This window comes from Variovorax sp. LARHSF232, from assembly GCF_052871435.1.
This window is the reverse complement of sequence record NZ_JBIXJS010000001.1, coordinates 894,284-910,034: the sequence shown is the minus strand read 5'-3', so window position 1 is coordinate 910,034 and position 15,751 is coordinate 894,284. Positions and strand designations below refer to the sequence as shown.

Annotated in this window: 15 protein-coding genes and 1 tRNA gene; 11 read left to right on the top strand and 5 right to left on the bottom strand. The window is 68.0% G+C overall.

Annotation, left to right across the window (positions count from 1 at the left end; translation table 11 throughout):
- The first annotated feature begins 3 nt into the window (after nt 1–3).
- Both ACIPRI_RS04280 and ACIPRI_RS04275 read left to right on the top strand, forming a co-directional pair.
- A tRNA-Ser gene (locus ACIPRI_RS04280) sits at nt 4–96 on the top strand.
- Between the two features lie 113 nt (nt 97–209).
- The gene (locus ACIPRI_RS04275; RefSeq protein WP_446588824.1) at nt 210–437 is read left to right on the top strand and encodes a CDGSH iron-sulfur domain-containing protein; all 228 of its coding nucleotides are present in this window, start codon (nt 210–212) and stop codon (nt 435–437) included.
- Nucleotides 438–441: 4 nt separating this feature from the next.
- On the opposite strand, the gene ACIPRI_RS04270 is transcribed toward ACIPRI_RS04275, so the two are convergent.
- From ACIPRI_RS04270 to ACIPRI_RS04255, 4 genes are all read right to left on the bottom strand, one after another.
- Nucleotides 442–954 (bottom strand): hypothetical protein, encoded by a 513-nt coding sequence (locus tag ACIPRI_RS04270; RefSeq protein WP_446588822.1) that lies wholly within the window; start codon nt 952–954, stop codon nt 442–444.
- Nucleotides 955–1,050: 96 nt separating this feature from the next.
- Entirely contained in the window at nt 1,051–2,037 is a 987-nt protein-coding gene (locus ACIPRI_RS04265) for a Bug family tripartite tricarboxylate transporter substrate binding protein (protein WP_446588820.1), read from the bottom strand.
- Between the two features lie 45 nt (nt 2,038–2,082).
- Nucleotides 2,083–3,237, bottom strand: coding sequence for a CaiB/BaiF CoA transferase family protein (locus ACIPRI_RS04260; RefSeq protein ID WP_446588818.1), 1,155 nt, complete (start codon nt 3,235–3,237; stop codon nt 2,083–2,085).
- Nucleotides 3,234–4,184 carry a hydroxymethylglutaryl-CoA lyase gene (locus ACIPRI_RS04255; RefSeq protein WP_446588816.1) on the bottom strand — a complete coding sequence of 317 codons (951 nt, stop codon included), beginning with the start codon at nt 4,182–4,184 and terminating at the stop codon, nt 3,234–3,236. The genes ACIPRI_RS04260 and ACIPRI_RS04255 overlap by 4 nt, the downstream gene beginning before the upstream one ends.
- A gap of 108 nt (nt 4,185–4,292) precedes the next feature.
- Between ACIPRI_RS04255 and ACIPRI_RS04250 the strand changes: the two genes are divergently transcribed.
- The 4 genes from ACIPRI_RS04250 (at nt 4,293) to ACIPRI_RS04235 (ending at nt 8,161) form a co-directional block, all read left to right on the top strand.
- Nucleotides 4,293–5,204 carry a LysR family transcriptional regulator gene (locus ACIPRI_RS04250; RefSeq protein WP_446588814.1) on the top strand — a complete coding sequence of 304 codons (912 nt, stop codon included), beginning with the start codon at nt 4,293–4,295 and terminating at the stop codon, nt 5,202–5,204.
- A 67-nt stretch (nt 5,205–5,271) separates the two neighbouring features.
- A complete protein-coding gene (locus ACIPRI_RS04245) occupies nt 5,272–6,345 on the top strand; it encodes an NAD/NADP octopine/nopaline dehydrogenase family protein (RefSeq protein WP_446588812.1) in 1,074 nt (357 codons plus the stop codon).
- Entirely contained in the window at nt 6,332–7,339 is a 1,008-nt protein-coding gene (locus ACIPRI_RS04240) for a 3-hydroxybutyryl-CoA dehydrogenase (RefSeq protein WP_446588810.1), read from the top strand. Before ACIPRI_RS04245 ends, ACIPRI_RS04240 begins: the two co-directional genes overlap by 14 nt.
- Before the next feature lie 12 nt (nt 7,340–7,351).
- The gene (locus ACIPRI_RS04235) at nt 7,352–8,161 is read left to right on the top strand and encodes an alpha/beta fold hydrolase (RefSeq protein ID WP_446588808.1); all 810 of its coding nucleotides are present in this window, start codon (nt 7,352–7,354) and stop codon (nt 8,159–8,161) included.
- 17 nt (nt 8,162–8,178) lie between these two features.
- Here ACIPRI_RS04235 and ACIPRI_RS04230 read toward each other — a convergent pair whose 3' ends face one another.
- Nucleotides 8,179–8,697 carry a MarR family winged helix-turn-helix transcriptional regulator gene (locus tag ACIPRI_RS04230; RefSeq protein WP_446588806.1) on the bottom strand — a complete coding sequence of 173 codons (519 nt, stop codon included), beginning with the start codon at nt 8,695–8,697 and terminating at the stop codon, nt 8,179–8,181.
- A gap of 102 nt (nt 8,698–8,799) precedes the next feature.
- On the opposite strand from ACIPRI_RS04230, the gene ACIPRI_RS04225 reads away from it, so the two are divergent.
- The 5 genes from ACIPRI_RS04225 to ACIPRI_RS04205 all read left to right on the top strand — a co-directional run bounded on the left by ACIPRI_RS04225 (nt 8,800) and on the right by ACIPRI_RS04205 (nt 15,550).
- The gene (locus tag ACIPRI_RS04225; RefSeq protein ID WP_446588804.1) at nt 8,800–10,980 is read left to right on the top strand and encodes a thiamine pyrophosphate-dependent enzyme; all 2,181 of its coding nucleotides are present in this window, start codon (nt 8,800–8,802) and stop codon (nt 10,978–10,980) included.
- Nucleotides 10,981–10,996: 16 nt separating this feature from the next.
- A complete protein-coding gene (locus ACIPRI_RS04220; RefSeq protein WP_446588802.1) occupies nt 10,997–12,499 on the top strand; it encodes an indolepyruvate oxidoreductase subunit beta family protein in 1,503 nt (500 codons plus the stop codon).
- 24 nt (nt 12,500–12,523) lie between these two features.
- The gene (locus ACIPRI_RS04215; protein ID WP_446620377.1) at nt 12,524–13,519 is read left to right on the top strand and encodes a PDR/VanB family oxidoreductase; all 996 of its coding nucleotides are present in this window, start codon (nt 12,524–12,526) and stop codon (nt 13,517–13,519) included.
- Between the two features lie 19 nt (nt 13,520–13,538).
- Complete coding sequence (locus ACIPRI_RS04210; RefSeq protein WP_446588800.1) at nt 13,539–14,855, top strand: aromatic ring-hydroxylating dioxygenase subunit alpha; 1,317 nt, start codon at nt 13,539–13,541, stop codon at nt 14,853–14,855.
- Between the two features lie 215 nt (nt 14,856–15,070).
- Nucleotides 15,071–15,550 (top strand): aromatic-ring-hydroxylating dioxygenase subunit beta, encoded by a 480-nt coding sequence (locus ACIPRI_RS04205; protein WP_446588798.1) that lies wholly within the window; start codon nt 15,071–15,073, stop codon nt 15,548–15,550.
- Nucleotides 15,551–15,751 lie beyond the last annotated feature (201 nt).

The window sequence follows — 15,751 nt, the reverse complement described above, 5'->3', positions numbered from 1 at the left end:
TACGGAACTGTGACCGAGTGGCCGAAGGTGCTCCCCTGCTAAGGGAGTATGGGGTGTAGAGCCTCATCGAGGGTTCGAATCCCTCCGGTTCCGCCAAAAGCAAAGTAAAAAAGCCGCTGTTGATCAGCGGCTTTTTTTCATTGGTGCATCCCGCTGCCGCGCCGGGCGGACAATACCGGAATCGTCGGAACCACCTGTAGGAGGCCATCATGACGAGACTGGTGATGCGCACGCGCAGCAAACCCTATCCGGTGACCATCGGCGGCGAGACGCAATACATGTGCGGCTGCGGCCTGTCGGCCACCCAGCCCTTCTGCGATGGCACGCACAAGCTGACGCGTGACGAAGAGCCGGGGGTGCTCTGCTGGTACGACGCCGACGTCGTGCGCAAGCAGATCGCGGATACCTTTCCCAACATCCGCGTCCCCAGCGAGTAGCGCCTCAGGCAGCCCCGGGCGTGGGATAGATGCCGCGCGCCTTGTGCAGGCGAACGAGCTGCCAAGTCAGGCCCGCAAGAAAGACCACAAACACCACCCCGATGACCTTTTGCAGCGCCGGATCATCCGGGCCGCTGAACAGCGGCGCGCCCACCGGCAGCCGGGTAAAGGTCTCCGTGAAGCCCGGGATCATGTGAAAGAAGAAGGTCAGCGAATAGCAGGCGGTCGCCACATAGGCCCAGGCGGCCCCATGCGGCTTGCGGCGCCATGCAAAGGTGGCGAGCGCGAGGACCAGCAAGGTGATGATGCCCAGCGCATGCGGCGCGCCGAAGCCGCCATGCCGGAAGATGCCGAAGCCGGTCAGGCAGGTCAGCACCGTGGCCCAGACATAGGTCTTGCCCAGGCTGGTGTCGGGAACGACGGCCTTGTCGCGCACGAAAGCCCAGATGCCTGCCCCCACCGCGACAAGGCTGATGAGGGTATGGATGGCGCCCAAGAGGGTGAGTCCGAGAATCATCGTCGAGCTCCTGTCGAAGGACACGCGCAAGCCGCGCGTCGCGAGCGTAGCGCCTCGAGCGCCAAAGCGCACGCCCCTTCGTCGGCGGGCGTGTTTTCAGTCCAGCGACACGTTGGCCTTCCTGGCCAGCGCCGCGTAGCGGGCGGCCTCGCTGCGAAAGAACCTGGTGGCGTCCTCGGGCGAACTGGGCTTGACCACGTTGCCCTGCTTGGCCATGGCTTCCGCGACCTCGGGGCTGGCGAAGGCCTTGACAAAGGCATCGTGGGTGCGCGCGACTTCCGCGGCCGGCATCCTGGCGGGCCCGACGACGGCAAACCAGCCCGCCACGTCGTAATCGGGCAGGCCCTGTTCGGCGATGGTGGGGACCTCGGGCGCGGCCGGCGAGCGGGTCGCGCCGCACAGGCCGATGGCCACCACCGCCCCGCTCTTGATGTGCTGCTGGATGGCCGGCAACGCGACCACGCCGAACTGCACCTGGCCGCCCACCAGGTCGGTCACCATCGGCCCGGTGCCCTTGTAGGGGATGTGGCGCGCCTGCACGCCGGCCTGTTCCAGAAACAGCACGCCCGCCAGGTGGATGATGGTGCCGTTGCCTGACGAGGCCATGTTGTAGTCGTCGGGCTTGGCCTTGAGCAGCGCCACCAGTTCCTTCACGTTCCTGGCCGGCAGCGACCTGGTGGCCACCAGCACCAGCGGCGTGGCGCCGATCACGCTGATCGGGGTGAAGTCGTTCACTGCGTCGAAGGGCATCTTCTTGTACACGGCCGGGTTGATCACGTGGTTGTTGGAGAACAGGCCCAGGGTCGAGCCGTCCGGCGCCGCCTTGGCCACCACCGCGGCGCCGGTGATGCCGCCGGCGCCGGGCAGGTTCTCGATCACCACCGGCTGCCCGAAGGACTTGGTGAGGGCCGGTGCGACGGCGCGCGCGATGGTGTCCACGCCCGAGCCGGCGCTGATGGGCAGCACCATGCGGATCGGCTTGTCGGAGCCCTGGGCCAGGGCCGGGAAGGCGCCGAGCGCCAGGGTGGAGGCGCCCAGGCCCAGGCCCAACAGCGCGCGGCGGGTGACGTGGTGCTCATTCATGTCTTGTCTCCTTCGTTTTCAACGGGGTTGGGGCCTGTTCAGGCCCTAGGCCGCTTGCCGGCGCGAGGCCAGCATCGCCAACACTTCCTCGGTGTGCTCGCCCGCCTTCGGCAGCGGCGAGCGCACGCCCGGCCGGCGTCCGCCCATCATGAGCGGCAGCAGCACGACTTCGGTGCTGCCGCCGTCTTCCGTCTGCATCGGCACCAGCCCGCCGCTGGCCTTGAGGTGCGGGTCCTGCACCAGCTGTTCGGGGCGCACGATGGGCGCATAGGGAATGCCGGCCGCCTCCAGCCTCGGTGCCAGCGCCTCCACCTGGTGCTGCGCCAGGATTTCGCCGAGCTGGGCCAGCAGCTGCGGCCGCACCGCCACCCGCGCGGCGTTGTCGCGATAGGCCGGCACGTCCAGCAGATCGGGGCGTTGCAGCACTCGGCACAGGGTGGCGAACTGCTTGTCGCTGACCGCGCCGATGAAGAGCTGCGCGCCTTCCGCCAGCGTGAACACGTCGTACACGCTCCAGGCCGACACGCGCGAGGGCATGGGCGGCGGCGGCTCGCCGGTCATCAGGAACTGCTGCATGTGCTGTGCGCTCAGGAACACGCAGTTCTCGAACAGGGCGCTTTGCACTTCCTGGCCGCGGCCGGTGGTCTCGCGTTCGCGCAGTGCGGCCAGCACGCCGATGGCGCCGAACATGCCGCCCATGATGTCGTTGACCGAGGTGCCGGCGCGCAGCGGACGGCCCACCGGTCCGGTCATGTACGACAGGCCGCCCATCATCTGCACCACCTCGTCGAGCGCCAGCCGGTTCTCGTAGGGGCCCGGCAGAAAGCCCTTGTGCGTGACGTAGATCAGGCGCGGATAGCGCTTGCAAAGCGTGGCGTAGTCCAGGCCCAGCTTTTCCATCAGGCCGGGGCGGAAGTTCTCCAGCACCACGTCGCACTGGCCGGCCAGCTCGGTGGCGGTGGCGCGTCCTTCCTCGCTGGTGATGTCGAGCACCACGCTCTTCTTGTTGCGATTGAAGGAGCGAAAGAAGCCGATGCCCAGGCCGGGCAGCTGGCGCGTCTTGTCGCCGCCGGGCGGCTCGATCTTGATGACCTCGGCGCCGAGATCGGCCAGGATCATGCCGCAGGTCGGGCCCATCACCATGTGGGTGAACTCGAGGACGCGGATGCCGGCCAGGGGCAGGGCAGGGATGCTTGTCATGTGGGGGTCGGAAATGCGTTGAAAGTTTTGGGCAGGCCGGCCTGCCACAGCGAACCATGCAGGGTCTCGCCCTGCAGCCAGCCGGCCACGCGTTGGCGCAGCGCCAGCAACTGGCCGATGTCGACGCCGGTGGCGAGCCCCATGCTGCCGAGCATGTAGGCCAGGTCTTCGGTCGATACGTTGCCACTGGCGCCGGGGGCATGCGGGCAGCCGCCGATGCCGGCCAGGCAGGCGTCGAAGCGGTGCACGCCGACCTCGAGCGCGGCGTAGACGTTGGCCAGGCCCAGGCCGCGCGTGTCGTGGAAGTGGCCGCACCAGAAGCGCTCGCCGGCGATCTTCAACGCTTCTTCGAACAGCGCGCGCACCATGGCCGGATCGGCATAGCCGACCGTATCGGCCAGGCTCACCCGGTCGGCGCCGGCGTCGAGCAAGGCCTGCATCAGGCGCAGCACCTCGCTCTTCTTCACCTCGCCCTGCAGCGTGCAGCCGAAGGCGGTGCCGACGCCGCCTTCGATCAGGGTCTTGGCGCCAGCAGCGTCGCGGGCGGCGCGGATGCGCGCCACCTCCGTCACCACTTCGTCAGGCGTCTTGCGCAAGTTGGCCAGGCTGTGGGCGTGGCTGGCCGAGAGCGGCACGATCATCAGGTCGGCCTGCGAGGCGATGGCGCTCTCGGCGCCGCGCAAGTTGGGGACCAGCACCGAGACGAAGAGCGCAGGCAGCGTCTTGGCGAAGTCAACCAGTGCGGCCGTGTCCGCCAATTGCGGCAGCAGGCGCGCCGGCACGAACGAGCCGACCTCGATCTCGCGCTGGCCGGCTGCGTGCGCGGCGCGGATCCACGCCTTCTTGTGCTCGGTGGCGAGGATGGTGGCGATGCTCTGCAAGCCGTCGCGCAGGCCCACCTCGCGGATCACGGCGGTGGCGGGCAGGCGCGGGTGCTGGGGCTGCATGTCTCTTGTCTCCATTCGTGGAGCAGACTTTAGGGATTCCCAGCTGATCCCTAAAGCGCTAATTTGGCACGCTAGACATTCCTGATTGGAAACTCTCGTACTGCCGCCATGCACGACCTCGACCTGACCAGTCTGCGCCTCTTCGTCACCGTCTGCGAGACCCGCAACATCGCCCGCGCCGCCGAGCTGCAAAACCTCGTGCCCTCGGCCATCAGCAAGCGCATCGCCCAACTCGAAGGGGTGGTGGGCAACGTGCTGCTCGAGCGCAAGCGGCGCGGCGTGGTGCCCACCGGGGCCGGCGAGATCCTGTTGGAGCACGCGCGCGCCATGCTGGCCAGCGCCGACCGCGTGGCGCGCGACATGTCGGCCTATGGCAAGGGCATCAAGGGGCAGGTGCGCGTGCTGGCGACGGTTTCGTCCATCGCCGAGTTCCTGCCCGACGATATTGCAGACTTCCTGCAGATGCCAGCACACCGCGACATCCGCATCGACATCGAGGAGACCCTGAGTCGCGACCTGGTGCGCGGCATCCGCGAGGGGCTGGCGCCGCTGGGCGTGTGCTGGGACGCGGCAGACCTGGAGGGCCTGCAGACACGCCGCTACCGCGGGGACCAGCTGGCCGTCGTCGCGCACCCCTCGCACCCGCTGGCCCGGCGCAAGCGCTGCGCCTTCGAGGACACCCTGGATTTCGACCACGTCGGCCTGCCGGCCTCGACCGCGGTGCACACCATGCTGGCGCGCGCCGCCGCCATCATCGGCCGCCCGTTGAGCTATCGCGCCGTGGTGACGACCTTCGATGCCGCCTTGCGTTGCGTGCGCGCCAACCTGGGCATTGCCGTCGTTCCGCGCGAAGTGGCCGAGCCGGTCGCGACCGCCTTCGGGCTGAAGATGATGCCGCTCAGCGACGATTGGGCGCGGCGCCGCTTTGCCATCTGCTTCCACGACGAGAAGCATCTGTCGCCGGCGGCGCGGCTGTTGGTGGCGCATCTGGAGCAGCGGGCGCGGGCCAAGACTAATTGACACCTAAACATTTGAAAAGTAATGTACGTGCTCGATCCATCCCCTTCCTGTCGTGGAGTGCCCGTTCATGAAAATCGCCATCCTGGGTGGAGGCCATGGCTGCTACGCCGCCGCCGCCGACCTGTCCGAAGCCGGCCATGAAGTGCGCCTGTGGCGCCGCGACGCAGCGGCGCTGGCCGCGGTGATCGAGGCGGGCTCGATCCGGCTGAAGGACGCGCAAGGTGCGCGCGACGTGAAGATTGCGCTTGCCAGCGCCAGCATCGGCGATGCCCTGCGCGGCGCCGAACTCGTCCTCATCCCGTCGCCCGCCATCGCGCAGGCCGACATCGCCCGGGCCATGGCGCCGCACCTGGTGGACGGCCAGGTGGTGTTCCTGCCGCCCGGCACCTTTGGCAGCTACGTCATGGCGCAGATCGTGCGCGCGGCAGGCAACCGCGCCGACGTGGCCTGGGCCGAGACCGGAACGCTGCCCTACCTGGCGCGCAAGCACGGCGAGCGCGAGGTCAACGTCACCATCCGCGCCATTCACCTGCCCACCGGCGTTTATCCGGCGCGCAAGGAGAAGGCGGCGATCGAGGTGATCCGTCAGGCCTATCCGGCGGTGCATGGCTGCGGCGATGCGCTGTCGGGCGCGCTGATGAACGCCGGGCCCATCATTCATCCGCCGCTGATGGTGATGAACGCCGCGCCGCTGCAGCACTTCGAGCGCTGGGACATCCACAACGAGGGCACGCAGCCGGCCGTGCGCGCCGTCACCGACCGGCTCGACCACGAGCGGATCGCCGTGCGCGACGCCTTCGGCCATGCCGGCCCGCACTACCCGCTGGCCGACCACTACGACAACGACCAATGGATGTACGGCGATGCCCACAAGAAGCTGGTGAAATCCGGCGACTGGCGCGAGCACATCGACCTGCACGCGCACCGCTACATCACCGAAGACACCGAGCTGGGCCTGGCCTTCCTGGCCTCGGCCGCGCGCCATGCGGGAGTCGATGCGCCGATCGCGCATGGCCTGCTGGCCATCGTCGGCGGCTTCCTCGGGCGCGATCTGCGCAAGGGGCCGCGCACCTTCGAGGCACTGGGCCTTTCGAGCTTGTCGCGCGACGCGCGGAAGGAGCGTCTGCATGACGGCAGCTGATGCGCATCCGCCGCGCGTCGTCGCAGTCGGTGCCGGGCGCATGGGGCGTGGCATCGCCATCGCCTTTGCCTACGCCGGCCATCGCGTCTCGCTGGTCGATCTGCGCGATCGCAGCGAGCCCGCCTGGCAGGCATTGGCCGCCGAAGCGCGTGCCGAGATCGAAGGCAGCTTGGCCGGCCTTGCCAAGCTGGGCGCGCTTGGCGCCGAGCAGGTTCAGGCCATCGCGCAGCGTGTGCAGCTGGTGCGCGCCGCGGACGCGCCGCGCGCGCTGGCGGCGGCCGAGCTGGTGTTCGAAGGCGTGCCCGAAACGCTGCAGGCCAAGCGCGAGGCCTTCGAGCACATCAACGCGCATTGCGCGGATGACGCCATCCTCACGTCCACCACCAGCAGCATCCTCGTCACGCAGATCGCACAGTTCGTGAAGCGGCCCCAGCGCTTTCTCAACATCCACTGGCTCAACCCGGCCTACGTGATCCCGGTGGTGGAACTGAGCTGCCACGCCGGCACCGACCCCGCCGTGCTGGCGCGTGCCAAGGCATTGATGGAAGAAATCGGCAAGCTGCCGGTGGTGTGCGGGCCCACGCCTGGCTACATCGTGCCGCGCCTGCAGGCGCTGGTGATGAACGAGGCGGCCCGCATGATCGAGGAGGGCGCGGCCACCGCGGAGGAAATCGACAAGGCCACGCGCTACGGCCTGGGCCTGCGTTTTGCAGCACTGGGCGTGGTGGAGTTCATCGACTTCGGCGGCGCCGACATCCTGCACCATGCGAGCCGCGAGATGGCGGCCTCGATCGACGCCGGGCGCTACCAGGCGCCGGCCATCCTGGGCCGCATGATGGAAGAGGGCCGGCTGGGCTTGAAGTCGGGCAGCGGCTTCTACGAGTACGCGGGCCGCGATGTTTCCGCCTACCGCGGCGATGTGCTGTCGCGCACGCTGGGCATGCTCAAGCATGCCGGCCTGTGGCGTGCGCCCGCTGCCCGAACGAACGACTGAACGGCAGCTGACGTGAACGCGCCGCCCATCCGCCGCGCCTTTGCCGATCTGTCGGTCGGCCAGGTCCACTACGCCGCCTGCGGTGAGCCCGGCGCACCGGCGCTGCTGTTTCTGCACCAGACGCCGCGCAGCTGGGCCGAGTTCCGGGCGGTGCTGCCGCTCGTCGGCCGGCGCTTTCATGCGATTGCGATGGACACGGTGGGTTTTGGCGACTCGGCGCCGCCACCCTGGGCGCCCAGCATCGAGCGCTGGGCGCGGGTGGCGGTGGAGCTGCTCGATGCGCTGGGCATCGAGCGCGCGCACATGGTGGGCCACCACACCGGTGGCGTCATTGCGATCGAACTGGCGGCGGCCTTTCCCGAGCGGGTGGGTGCGCTGGTGCTGTCCTCCACGCCATTCACCAACGAGGCCTTTCGCATCGCCCGGGCGCAGCGTCCGCCCATCGACGCGGTGCAGCGCAGCGCGGATGGCGCGCACCTCGTGCAGATGTGGCGCAACCGGCAGGGCTTCTATCCCGCGGATCGGCCGGACTTGCTGGAAGCCTTCGTCCTCGACGGCCTGAAGGCTTTGGGCGATCTCGAAGGCGGGCATCGCGCCGTCGCCAGCTACCGCATGGAAGAGCGCGTCGGCCGCATCACGCAGCCCGTGCTGCTGCTGCGCGCGCTGGGCGATCCTTTTGCCGCAGCGCATGCGGCCGAACTGGCGGCGCATCTTCCCGATGCGCGCATCGTCGACATCGAGGGCGGCATGGTGCCGCTGCCCGACCAGTTGCCCGAGGCCTTTGCCGGCGCGGTGCTCGACTTTCTCGACGCGCTGCGCTGAGACCGCGCAGGGCCTGCCTACTCTTCGTCCTCTTCCTCGGCTTCGTCGGACGGCGCGTGTTCGTGCAGCTCGATCATGCGGCGCAAAGTGCTCTTCAGTGCTTCCGCGCTTTCGTGGCCGAAGGGTTCCAGCACGCGGTGCTCGTGCTCGCGCGCCAGTTCCATCAGGTGCCCCACGGTGCGCTCGCCGGCCTCGGTGATGCGCACCAGCGTGATGCGGCGGTCACTGTCGTGGGGCAGGCGCTCCACATGGCCCTTCTGGCTCATGCGGTCGAGCATGCGGGTGACCGTGGGTTGCTTCGTCACCGCAATCTGCGCCAGCCGCCCGATGCTGATCGCCTCGCCGCCCGCCAGCGAGGCGAGCACCCGCCACTCAGAGACCGAGAAGCCGTGCTGGCGCGCCACCTTGTGGAACTCCGACGAGATCAGGTGGCTGGCTTGCGCCAGCAAGGCCGCCAGGTAGTCCTCGACAAAGCGCCGCTGCGGCGCTGCCGCCGCGCGTGCTGGGCCGCTTCGGCGCTGTGCCTTGGCGGGCACGGTGCTTGCTCGTCTAGGGTTATTCATGATTGTGGATAGATTCAGTTCTAAAGAATATACGTCCTTCGAACCGATTGTGTTCGAGGGTTTTCAAGGAGCACCATGGCTGAGCGATCCTTTGTCGAGGAAGTCAAGAAGCTGAAGCTGGGCGCTGGAGATGTCTTTTCCGGCGAAGGCATTCTGGCGGTGACCAAGGCCTTGCTGGAATCGGGAGTGGCCTACGTGGCCGGCTACCAGGGCGCGCCCATCTCGCACCTGATGGACGTGCTGGCCGATGCGCAGGACATCCTGGCCGAGCAGGGCATCCGCTTCGAGAACAGCGCCAGCGAGGCGACTGCGGCGGCCACGCTCGCGGCCTCGGTCAACTACCCGCTGCGCGGCGCCGTGACCTTCAAGGCCACCGTGGGCACCAACGTCGCGTCCGATGCGCTGGCCAATCTGGCCTCGGGCGGTGTCACCGGCGGCGCCCTCGTCATCGTGGGTGAGGACTACGGCGAGGGCTCCTCGATCATGCAGGAGCGCAGCCACGCCTTTGCCATGAAGTCGCAGATCTGGCTCCTGGATCCGCGGCCCAACCTGCCGTCCATCGTGGCGGCGGTGAAGGCCGGCTTCGAGCTGTCCGAGGCCAGCCGCACGCCGGTGATGCTGCAGCTGCGCATCCGCGCCTGCCACGTGCATGGCCAGTTCGTCGCCGCCGACAACCGGCCGCCCACCTTCACCCTGAAAGATGCGCTCGAGCAACCGCGGCGCGACGTCGGCCGCATCGTGCTGCCGCCTGCCAGCTTCGTGCACGAGCAGGAAAAGGTACGCGAGCGCTGGCCGGCCGCGGTGCGCTTCATCGAGGAACGCGGCCTCAACGAATTCTTTGCCGAGGGCGCCGACGACATTGGCGTCATCGTGCAGGGCGGCAGCTACAACACGCTGATGCGTGCGCTCGAGCGCCTGGGCCTGGCCGACGTGTATGGCAACAGCCAGGTGCCGCTGTACGTGATGAACGTGGCCTATCCGGTGATCGACAGCGAGGTGCTGCGCTTTTGCCAAAACAAGCGCGCGGTGCTGCTGGTGGAGGAGGGGCAGCCCAACTTCATCGAGCAGAACATGGCCACCATCCTGCGCCAGGCCGGCGTGCAGGCCGCCCTGCATGGCAAGGACATGCTGCCGGTAGCCGGCGAATACACCGCGGCCGAGCTGCTCAAGGGCGCGCGCGTCTTCTTCGAGCGCTACGGCCGGCTGGCGCCGCAGCCGGCGCCCGTGCCGGTGCGCAAGGTGATTCCGTTGGTGGCAGCGACGACAGGCATGCCCACGCCGCCCGAGCCCGAACGGCCCATCGAAGCCGTGGTGCACGCCCGCCCGCCCGGCTTTTGCACCGGCTGCCCCGAGCGCCCCATCTTCAGCGCGATGAAGCTGGTGGAGCGCGAACTGGGCCCGCACCACGTCAGCGCCGACATCGGCTGCCACCTGTTCTCCATCCTGCCGCCCTTTCACCTGGGCAACACCACCATGGGCTATGGCCTGGGCGCGGCCGGCGCGGCGGCGCTCAACGTGCCGGCGGGCAAGCGCGCGATCTCGGTGATGGGCGACGGCGGCTTCTGGCACAACGGCTTGACCAGCGGCATCGCCAATGCAGTCTTCAACCGCAGCGACAACCTCACCATCGTGGTGGACAACAACTACACCTCGGCCACCGGCGGGCAGGACATCCTGTCCTCGAGAGCGCAGAACCCGACCCGCAGCACCGGCCACGAGATCGAGCAGGCGGTGCGCGGCGTGGGCGTGAAGTGGGTGAAGACGATTCGCCGCACCTACGACGTGGCCAGCATGCGCGACACCCTGCGCGAGGCGCTGACCACGCAGGAGAAAGGTCCCAAAGTCCTGATCGCCCAGTCCGAATGCATGCTTAACAAGCAGCGCCGCGAGAAGCCTCTGGTGCGCAAGGCGCTGGCCGATGGCCAGCGGGTGGTGCGCGAGAAGTTCGGCGTCGATTCGGACACCTGCACCGGCGACCATTCCTGCATCCGCCTCTCGGGCTGCCCGTCGCTGTCGATCAAGCCCAACCCCGATCCGCTGCGCAGCGACCCGGTGGCCACCGTGCTCGACAGCTGCGTGGGCTGCGGCAACTGCGGCGACGTGTCGCAGGCCGCGGTGCTGTGCCCGTCCTTCTACAAGGCGCAGGTGGTGAGCAACCCAAGCGGCTGGGAGCGCCTGCGCGAACGCGTGCGCGCCGCGGCCATCGGCTGGCTGCAGCGCGATGAGGCCAAGCGGCGCGAACGCTACGCCTTCTAAGAACAAGAGCACCACGATGAACGCAGCACAACCCATCAAGATCGCGATCCTCGCCATGGGCGGCGAGGGCGGCGGCGTGCTGGCCGACTGGATCGTCGACCTGGGCGAGCACAACGGCTACATCGCGCAGACCACCTCGGTGCCTGGCGTGGCGCAGCGCACCGGGGCCACCATCTACTACGTCGAGCTGTACCCGCTCATGCGTGCCGAAGCCGACGGCGGCCGGCCGATCCTGGCGCTGATGCCGCTGCCCGGTGACGTTGACGTGGTGCTGGCCTCCGAGCTGATGGAAGCCGGCCGTGCGGTGCAGCGCGGCCTGGTGACGCCCGATCGCAGCACCCTCATCGCTTCCACGCACCGGGTCTATTCCATCGCGGAGAAGACCGCGATGGGCGACGGCCGGGTCGACAGCGAGCAGCTCGTCGCGCATGCCGAACGCGCCGCCAAGCGCTTCATCCGCTTCGACATGGCGCGGGCCGCGGAAGAAGCGGGCAGTGTGATCAGCGCCGTGCTGTTCGGCGCGCTGGCGGGCGCCGGCGTGCTGCCCTTCGGCCGGACCCAGTTCGAGGCCACCATCGAGCGCGGCGGCGTGGGCGTCAAGCCCAGCTTGCGCGCCTTTGGCGTGGGCTTCGAGCGTGCGCAATCGGACGGCGAAGCGGCGACGGCGGCGGCGCCCGTCAACAAGACGATCCCCGCGCCGCGTCACCCGCAAGTGAAGGCGCTGGTCGAGCGGGTGCAAAAGGACTTTCCCGCCCAGGTCCAGGCGACCTTGCTGGAGGGCGTGCGCCGCCTGATCGACTACCAGGACGTGCCCTACGCCGGGCACTATCTCGATCGTGTTCAGAAGATCCGGGAGCTGGGCGTGGACGATGGCCATCGCTTGCTGGAGAGCACCGCGCGCCACCTGGCGCTGTGGATGTCCTACGAGGACACGGCCCGCGTCGCTGCCCTGAAGACCCGCGCCACCCGCTTCGAGCGCGTGCGTGACGAGGCCGGCGTGCAGCAGGACCAGCTGGTCGCCATCAACGAGTACATGCATCCGCGCCTGCAGGAGATCTGCGAGACGCTGCCCGGCGGCATCGGCCGTTGGCTGATGAACTCCGGCGCGCCGCGCCGCCTGGTGGAGCGCATGACGAAGAATGGCCGCGTCATCCGGACCAGCTCGCTGCACGGCTACCTGCTGCTGCGCTGCGTGGCGTCGGCCCGGCGCTGGCGCCGCGGCACCACCCGCTTCGCGCACGAGAACGGGATGATCGAGCAGTGGCTGGCGCGCATCGCCGAGACGGCCAGCTTCAATCCGGCGCTGGCACTGGAGATTGCGCAGTGCCAGCGCCTCGTCAAGGGCTACAGCGACACGCACGAGCGCGGCGTGCGCAACTACGAGTTGGTGATGGAAGCTGCCCTGCGGGCCGGACAAGGCCTGGCGCCCGCCACCCTGCGCGAACTGCGCGACGCGGCGCTGGCGGACGAGCACGGCAAGCAGTTGCGCGCCAAGCTGGCGCAGTACGCCCTGGGCTGAGAAGCCGTGAAGGACAAGCAGCACATGTCGCACGACACCCCCGCCACCTTGCAACTGCGCGTCGCCGAAGCGCGCAGCCTGAATCCACTGATCCGCATGCTGCGCCTGGCGGCCGACAACGGATCGCCGCTGCCGGGCTTCAGTGCCGGTGCGCACATTCGGGTGCAGGTCAGCCTGCCGGATGGGCAGAAGGACTGGCGCCACTACTCGCTGATCAATTCGCAGGCCCGGGCCGATGCCACCGAAGCCCCGCGCGAGTACCTGATCGCCGTGCGGCGCGAAGACGACGGCCGCGGCGGCTCGCGCTTCATGCACGAAGGGCTGCAGGCCGGCGACAGCCTGCTGATCGAAGCGCCGAAGAACGATTTCCCGGTGCATGCCGGCGGGGCCCGGGCGGTGCTGATCGCCGGCGGCATCGGCGTCACGCCGCTCGTCAGCATGGCCGCGTGCCGCAAGGCCGCGAGCGCGCCGGTGCGCATGCACTACGCCGGCCGCAGCCGCGAGCTGATGGCCTTTCTTCCCGAGCTGCAGCAACTGCTGGGCGAGGACCTGCGCCTGCACACCGACGCCGAAGCCGGCGCGCCGCTGGACATCGCCGCCCTGCTCGACGACTGCGCGAGCGACGACCAGCTTTATGTCTGCGGCCCCAAGGTGATGCTCGACGCCGTGCTGGCCGCCACCCAGGCGCGCGGCTGGACGCACGAGCGGGTGCACTTCGAGCTTTTCACCACGCCGGCGTTGGAGGAGGGCGACCATCCCTTCGACGTGGTGCTGGCGCAGTCGGGCCAGACCTACACCGTCGCGGCCGACCAGACCATCCTCGATTGCCTGATCGAGCACGGCTGCGATCCGATGTATGACTGCAAGCGCGGCGAATGCGGCGTGTGCGCCACACCGGTGATGGAAGGCGAGATCGACCATCGCGACTACGTGCTCACGACACGCGAGAAGGCCGAGGGCAACGTCATGCAGATATGCATTTCGCGCTGCAAGGGAAAGCGCCTCGTTCTCGACATCTGAGCAGGAAGGAGACCCACGAATGACGACGAGCTACCGCGGCAACCCCGACGCCATCCGCGCCCTGGTGCAGCCCGACCGCGTGCACCGCGACCTCTACATCAGCCAGGAACTGTTCGAGCTGGAGCAGGAGCACTTCTTCGCCAACACCTGGAACTACGTCGGCCACGAGAGCCAGCTGCCCAAGCCCGGCGACTACATCCACGTGGAGATCGCCGGTCGCCCGCTGATCGTGGTGCGCCACACGGACAGCTCGGTGCGCGTGATGATGAACCGTTGCGCCCACAAGGGCTCGCGGCTGGTCAGCGCACCCTGCGGCAACACCGGCAAGTTCTTTCGCTGCCCCTATCACGCCTGGACCTTCAAGACCGACGGTTCGCTGTTGTCGATCCCGCTGAAGAACGGCTACGAGGGCACGCAGCTTCACGAATGCGAATCGGCCAAGGGGCTCACGGTGCTGAAGAACGTGCGCAGCTACCGCGGCTTCATCTTCGTGAAGATCAATGACACGGGGCCGGATTTCGACGCGTACTTCGGCGACTCGCTCAGCTCCATCGACAACATGGCCGACCGCTCGCCCGAAGGCGAATTGGAGATCGCCGGCGGGTGCCTGCGCTTCATGCACCAGTGCAACTGGAAGATGTTCATCGAGAACCTCAACGACACCATGCATCCCATGGTGGCGCACGAGTCCTCTGCGGGTACCGCGAAGACCATGTGGGCGGACAAGCCCACCGATGCGCCCAAGCCCATGGCGATCGAGCAGTTCGTGCCCTTCATGTCCGACTACAAGTTCTTCGAGGACATGGGCGTGCGCGTGTTCGACAACGGCCACAGCTTCTCGGGCGTGCACTACAGCATCCACAGCAAGTACTCGGCCATTCCCGAGTACGACGCCGCCATGAAGGCCGCCTACGGCCCGGAGCGCACCGCGCAGATCCTGGGGCTGGCGCGCCACAACACGGTGTACTACCCCAACCTCACGATCAAGGGCGCGATCCAGTCGATCCGGGTGATCCGCCCGATCGCGGTCGACAGGACGCTGGTGGAGAGCTGGACCTTCCGCCTGAAGGGCGCGCCGCCGGAGCTCTTGCATCGCACCACCATGTACAACCGCCTCATCAACTCGCCGTTCTCCATCGTCGGCCACGACGACCTGCAGGCCTATCGCGGCATCCAGGCCGGCCTGCACGGCAGCGGCAACGAGTGGGTGAGCCTGCACCGCAACTTCGAAGCAGAGGAAATCGGTGACAAGGACCGCACCACCATCGGCACCAGCGAGATCTCCATGCGCAACCAGTACCGGGCTTGGGAGCGCTACATGACGGCGGCGATGTGAGAGGGCCGCACGGATGAAACCGAATCCTTTGAACCGGCACTGCGGACTGCGTGCGCTGGACAAGAAGAGCCGCCTGGGGCGGGATCGCGCCGACGGCGTGCTCTGCTCCGCGAATGTCCCCCGCCGTCATCCTGCGGCTGCCGGCTCCTCCTTTATTTCGCTGCGCAGAGCACGCCATCGACGCGATCCTGACGCGCTCGGGTGGAGCCGTTGACATGACTATCACCCGCCAAGACCTCATCGACTTCGTCGTCCACGAGTGCCGCTTGCTCGACGCCAAGCAGTACGAAGAATGGAACCAGCTCTTCACCGACGACGCCTTCTACTGGGTGCCACTGGTGCCCGACCAGGAAGACGGCATCCAGCACACCTCGCATCTGTACGAGGACAAGCTGTTGCGCGAATTGCGCATCGAGCGCTTGAAGAGCCCGCGCGCCTTTTCGCAGCAGCCGCCCAGCCGCTGCCACCATCTGCTGCAGACGCCTGCCGTCGAGCGCTTCGATGAAGAAGGCAACGAGTTCGTCGTGCGCACCGAGTTCCACTACACCGAGTCGCAGGGCGACGAGCTGCAGTTCTACGTGGGCACCTTCTTCCATCACCTGAAGCAGGTCGACGGCGCGCTGCGCATGACGCTCAAGCGCGTGAACCTGCTCAACTGCGACGCGGCGCTGCCGGCCGTGCAGCTCTTCATCTAGGGCCTGTTCACACTACTTACGGAGTCGCGAAGGCATGCCAAAGCGGACAAATCAAGGCGCACGACGCAGTGTGTGCGTCGGCACACACAAGGCGTGCAACGCGGAGTTGGCGGCTTTGGCATGCCTTCCCTTCGGGTTGGCCCGCATTGGGGCCGTCTGCCGCGTTGCCCGCGCTTGCAATGCTTCAGCATTGCTGCGCAC